We start from the raw sequence: 6,000 nt of genomic DNA on the forward strand, positions 1-6,000 counted from the left end.
AGATACTGCGAAATCTGGCACTGAATCGTTCAACTGTCCAGTCGACGACCTGTTGTGTGATTTTTGTCACATAAATATAGGGGGTAGGGAGGTATTTGATGTGATATTGATCACGATAGTGCTGTGTAAAAAAACAACAAAATGACCGAAGCGGCAAAAAATGGCAATTAAATGTGATGTTAATCACTTTTTTGCTTTGGTGTTTTGTTGGTATTTTGTGATGTTAATCACAAGATATTTTTACCGCGACGACGCGGGGATGTGATCCATCAGAGGTTATTCCCTCCACGTTAACGTCCCTGAAATTGAGCAACCTCTCACCGCGAAAATTTAGCATTTCGTGCTATGGCAAAAATGATGATTTCGAATTATGTTCAAAACATCAGCCATGACAGTCATCGGCTGCCTGCAATTTAAAACTCTTATTAAATGTGAACGCGAGGCAGGTATGTTTCTAAATTATTTCGCGTTAGGAGTGCTGATCTTCGTTTTCCTGGTTCTGTTTTATGGAATCATCGCGATTCACGATATCCCCTATTTGATTGCGAAAAAGCGCAATCACCCCCATGCCGACGCCATCCACACGGCGGGTTGGGTGAGCCTGTTTACGCTGCATATTATCTGGCCGTTTCTGTGGATTTGGGCAACGCTCTATCAGCCGGAAAGAGGCTGGGGCATGCAATCCCACGTCAAACCGGCAGGGCAGGAGCCTGACCCCGACATTGCCGCGCTGTCAGAGCGTATTACACAGCTAGAACAAAAACTGGCCCGGGCACAAACCCCCGACGATGATTCCTCTGTGGAGCGCTAATCATGGATCTGTTGATAGTGTTGACCTACGTGGCGTTGGCGTGGGCGGTGTTTAAGATTTTCAGGATCCCGGTCAATCAATGGACGTTGGCAACGGCAGCATTAGGCGGTGTGTTTATCGTCAGTGGTTTGATTCTCTTAATGAACTATAACCACCCCTATACCTTTACCGCGCAGAAAGCGGTTATTTCCATTCCGATTACGCCGCAAGTCACCGGGATTGTTAGCGAAGTGACGGATAAAAATAATCAGTTAATTAAAAAGGGCGACGTGTTGTTTAAGCTAGACCCTGTTCGTTATCAGTCGCGAGTCGATCGACTGCAAGCTGATCTGGTGACGGCGACGCATAATATACAGACGTTAAAAGCGCAGCTCTCTGAAGCGCAGGCCAATACCGCGCGGGTAAGCGCCGAACGCGACCGGCTGTTCAAAGATTATCAACGTTACCTGAAGGGCAGCCAGGCGAAGGTGAATCCTTTCTCTGAAAGCGATATCGACAATGCGCGGCAAAACTATCTGGCACAGGATGCTATGGTAAAAGGCTCTGTTGCGGAACAAGCGCAAATTCAGAGTCAGTTAGACAGTATGGTCAACGGCGAGCAGTCGCAGATTGTCAGCCTGAGAGCGCAACTGGCGGAAGCCAAATATAACCTTGAACAAACGATCATTCGCGCGCCCAGCAACGGCTATGTGACCCAGGTGCTCATCCGTCCTGGCACCTATGCGGCCGCGCTACCGTTACGCCCGGTGATGGTGTTTATTCCGGATCAAAAACGGCAAATCGTTGCGCAGTTCCGCCAAAATTCATTGTTACGTCTTGAAGCGGGTGATGATGCGGAAGTGGTATTCAATGCGCTGCCAGGGCAGGTTTTTCACGGCAAGCTGAACAGCGTTTTGCCGGTGGTGCCTGGCGGTTCTTACCAGGCTCAGGGTGCATTGCAGTCGCTGACGGTGGTTCCGGGAACGGATGGCGTTCTGGCGCTGATTGATTTGGATCCGAACGCCGACGTAGACGCCCTGCCTGACGGTATCTATGCGCAGGTGGCTGTTTATTCTGACCATTTCGCCCACGTGTCCGTCATGCGTAAGGTGCTGCTGCGCATGACCAGCTGGATGCACTATCTCTATTTGGATCACTAATAAAATGAAAGGCAGGTGTGCGACAAGCATCACCTGCCTTTTGCTCAATCCTGAGCCATACTGATATTTTTGTTGGCAAAAAGGACTGAACATGAAACTCATCGGCAGCTACACCAGCCCATTTGTACGCAAAATTTCCATTCTGTTGCTGGAAAAGGGCATCCCCTTCGAATTTGTTAATGAACTCCCTTACAACGCAGAAAATGGCGTAGCGGACTATAACCCGCTGGGCAAAGTCCCTGCGCTGGTAACTGACGACGGGGAGTTCTGGTTTGATTCGCCCATCATTGCGGAATATATCGAATTGCTGGATATCGCGCCGGCAATGCTACCGCGTGAACCGATGGCGTCGCTGAAAGTTCGGCAGCTTGAAGCGCTGGCGGATGGCATCATGGACGCCGGGCTGGTTTCCGTTCGCGAACAGGCGCGACCCGCAGCACAGCAATCAGAAACGGAACTGCTGCGCCAGCGCGAGAAGATCAACCGCAGTCTGGATGCCCTGGAGGGCTATCTGGCGAAGGGAACGCTCACCACCGATACGGTAAACCTGGCCACTATCGCGATTGCCTGTGCGGTGGGTTATCTCAACTTCCGCCGCGTGGCGCCAGGCTGGTGTGTGGACAGACCGCAGTTAGTCAAACTGGTCGAAACACTCTTTAGTCGCGAAAGCTTCGCGCGCACGGAACCGCCAAAGGCTTGACGCGCATTATGTCCGCCTGAACAAACTCACGGTACAATCCCCCCCTATGTCGCTCTCCCTCTCTGTCACAGAGAGGGCCACCAACAGCCAGGCTTTTTCATGACAACCGAAACGCGTTCGCTTTACAGTCAGCTTCCCGCTATTGATCGCTTATTGCGTGATAGCGCCTTTCATGCTTTGCGTGACACCCACGGGCATACCCAGGTGGTGGAGTTGCTTCGCCAGATGCTCAATGAAGCCAGAGAGATGATACGGGACGCGCAGGCATTGCCGGTATGGAGTGAAAACTGGGCGCAAGAGGCGAAAGCCCGGCTGGAAAAAGAGTCGCAAAGTGCGTTACGTCCGGTGTTCAATCTGACGGGAACGGTACTGCACACCAATCTCGGGCGTGCGATACAGGCGCAAGAGGCTATCGACGCCGTCGCTGATGCGATGCGCTCTCCGGTAACGCTGGAGTATGACCTGGATGATGCAGGCCGCGGGCATCGCGATCGGGCGTTAGCTGACTTGTTGTGTCGCATCACCGGTGCGGAAGATGCCTGTATCGTCAATAACAACGCGGCGGCGGTGCTGCTGATGCTGGCGGCGATGGCCAGCGGCAAAGAGGTGGTCGTTTCCCGCGGTGAATTGGTTGAGATTGGCGGCGCGTTTCGCATTCCGGATGTGATGCGTCAGGCGGGCTGTACGCTGCATGAGGTGGGGACGACCAACCGGACGCATGCAAATGATTATCGCCAGGCGGTGAACGAGAACACCGGTCTGTTGATGAAAGTGCATACCAGCAACTACAGCATCGAAGGATTTACTCACTCGGTGGATGAAGCTGAATTAGCGACGATCGGGATGGAGCGGAATATTCCGGTGGTGACGGACCTGGGTAGCGGTTCACTGGTCGATCTGAGTCAGTATGGATTGCCGAAAGAGCCGATGCCGCAGCAACTGATTGCGGCCGGTGTCAGCCTGGTGAGTTTTTCTGGCGACAAACTGCTGGGTGGACCACAGGCCGGGATTATTGTCGGTAAGAAAGAGATGATTGCCCGTTTGCAAAGCCACCCGCTGAAACGTGCGCTGCGGGCGGATAAAATGACCCTTGCGGCGCTGGAAGCGACGCTGCGCCTGTACTTGCACCCGGAAGCATTAGCCGAGAAATTACCGACACTGCGGCTATTAACCCGCAGCGAAGCGGCGATTCAGGCGCAAGCGCAGCGGTTACAGACGTTGCTTGCCGCGCATTATGGAGAGGTGTTTGCCGTCCATGTCATGCCCTGCCTGTCGCAGATAGGCAGTGGCTCACTGCCGGTTGATCGGTTGCCCAGCGCGGCACTGACATTTACCCCGCATGATGGGCGGGGAAGCCATCTCGACGCTCTGGCAGCGCGCTGGCGTGCGCTACCCACGCCAATCATTGGCCGAATTTACGATGGCCGCCTGTGGCTGGATTTGCGCTGTCTTGAAGATGAAACCCGGTTTATGGAGTTGATGTTGAAATGATTATTGCCACTGCCGGACACGTTGACCACGGTAAAACAACGTTATTACAGGCGATTACGGGTGTGAATGCCGATCGCCTGCCTGAAGAAAAAAAGCGCGGCATGACCATCGACCTGGGATATGCCTACTGGCCGCAGGCAGATGGCCGCGTGCTTGGGTTTATTGACGTTCCTGGCCACGAGAAATTTTTGTCTAACATGTTGGCGGGAGTGGGCGGTATTGACCATGCACTGCTGGTGGTGGCTTGCGACGATGGTGTGATGGCGCAAACGCGCGAACATCTGCAGATCTTAAAACTGACAGGGGATCCGCAACTCACCGTCGCACTCACCAAAGCTGACCGTGTGGATGAGGCGCGAATTGACGAGGTGCGTGAAGAGATCAAAATGACGCTGGCCCAGTATGGTTTTTCCGGGGCAGAGCTGTTTGTGACCGCTGCCAGTGAAGGGCGCGGCATTGACACGTTACGTGAACATCTACAGCAATTATCTTCGCGCACTCATGCCAGCAATCAGAGTTTCCGTCTGGCCATTGATCGCGCTTTTACAGTGAAAGGCGCGGGACTGGTGGTGACCGGGACTGCGCTCAGCGGCGAAGTCAATGTCGGCGACACGTTGTGGCTTACTGGTGTGAATAAACCGATGCGTGTACGTAGCCTGCATGCGCAAAATCAGCCGACTGAGCGCGCTCATGCGGGGCAGCGTATCGCGCTAAATATCGCGGGTGACGCGGAAAAAGATCAGCTTAACCGTGGCGACTGGCTGCTCTCTGATGCGCCGCCGGAGGCATTCACACGTGTCATTGTCTCTTTAGAACAACAGGTCCCGCTCACGCAGTGGCAGCCACTGCATATTCACCATGCCGCCAGCCATGTGACCGGGCGCGTTTCCCTGCTGGAAGGTTCGCTGGCTGAACTGGTTTTTGACACTCCGCTCTGGCTTGCTGATAACGACCGACTGGTATTGCGTGATATCTCCGCGCGCGCCACGCTGGCGGGGGCGCGCATTGTGATGCTCACTCCACCGCGTCGCGGTAAACGTAAACCAGACTACCTACAGTGGCTGTCGGCGTTGGAAAACGCGCAGGATGACAGCGCTGCGCTGGCGATTCATCTGGACCGTGGCGCCGTCAATTTGCCTGATTTTGCGTGGGCCCGCCAACTCAATGGCGAGGGTATGCGTCAACTGATTGATCAGCCTGGTTTTATTCAGGCAGGATACAGCCTGTTGAATGCCCCTGTTGCCGCCCGCTGGCAACGAAAAATACTCGATACGCTGGCGACCTACCATGAACAGCATCGTGACGAACCGGGACCTGGACGCGAGCGGTTGCGACGTATGGCGCTGCCAATGGAAGACGAAGCGCTGGTGTTGTTGCTGATCGAACGAATGCGGGAAAGCAGCGTTATTCATAGCCATCATGGGTGGTTGCATCTTCCCGATCACAAAGCAGGATTCAGCGACGAGCAGCAGGCCATCTGGCACAAAACGGAATCGCTGTTTGGCGATGAACCCTGGTGGGTGCGGGATCTGGCGCGGGAAACCGGATCAGATGAGCACATCATGCGGCAGGTATTACGACAAGCCGCGCAGCAAGGGATGATTACCGCAATCGTGAAAGATCGTTATTACCGTAATGATCGGATTGTCTCTTTTGCCAATATGATCCGCGAACTGGATCGGGAAAAAGGGTCGACCTGTGCGGCTGATTTTCGTGATCGACTCAATGTCGGACGAAAACTCGCTATTCAGATTCTGGAATATTTTGACCGGATTGGGTTTACTCGTCGTCGGGGAAATGATCACCTGTTACGGGATGCTTTATTATTCCCTGAAAAGAAATGATACGATTAATATAAG

Annotated in this window: 5 protein-coding genes; all 5 read left to right on the forward strand. The window is 53.6% G+C overall.

From position 1 onward, the window contains the following. The first annotated feature begins 448 nt into the window (after window positions 1-448). The 5 genes from NNO04_RS18625 (at window position 449) to selB (ending at window position 5,985) form a co-directional block, all read left to right on the forward strand. Window positions 449-811 carry a DUF3302 domain-containing protein gene (locus NNO04_RS18625; RefSeq protein WP_271445940.1) on the forward strand — a complete coding sequence of 121 codons (363 nt, stop codon included), beginning with the start codon at window positions 449-451 and terminating at the stop codon, window positions 809-811. Window positions 812-813: 2 nt separating this feature from the next. Next, window positions 814-1,950, forward strand: a complete 1,137-nt coding sequence (locus tag NNO04_RS18630) for an HlyD family secretion protein (RefSeq protein ID WP_271445941.1) — start codon at window positions 814-816, stop codon at window positions 1,948-1,950. Between the two features lie 91 nt (window positions 1,951-2,041). Beyond that, window positions 2,042-2,650: a glutathione S-transferase gene (locus NNO04_RS18635; RefSeq protein ID WP_271445942.1), complete on the forward strand. Its 609-nt coding sequence runs from the start codon at window positions 2,042-2,044 to the stop codon at window positions 2,648-2,650. 99 nt (window positions 2,651-2,749) lie between these two features. Continuing rightward, window positions 2,750-4,141: an L-seryl-tRNA(Sec) selenium transferase gene (selA, locus tag NNO04_RS18640; protein WP_271445943.1), complete on the forward strand. Its 1,392-nt coding sequence runs from the start codon at window positions 2,750-2,752 to the stop codon at window positions 4,139-4,141. Continuing rightward, window positions 4,138-5,985 (forward strand): selenocysteine-specific translation elongation factor, encoded by a 1,848-nt coding sequence (gene selB / locus NNO04_RS18645; RefSeq protein WP_271445944.1) that lies wholly within the window; start codon window positions 4,138-4,140, stop codon window positions 5,983-5,985. Before selA ends, selB begins: the two co-directional genes overlap by 4 nt. The last annotated feature ends 15 nt before the right edge of the window (window positions 5,986-6,000 follow it).

Origin of the sequence: Citrobacter sp. Awk 4 (assembly GCF_028069725.1) — a bacterium.
In the GTDB taxonomy this organism is placed as follows: domain Bacteria; phylum Pseudomonadota; class Gammaproteobacteria; order Enterobacterales; family Enterobacteriaceae; genus Citrobacter_D.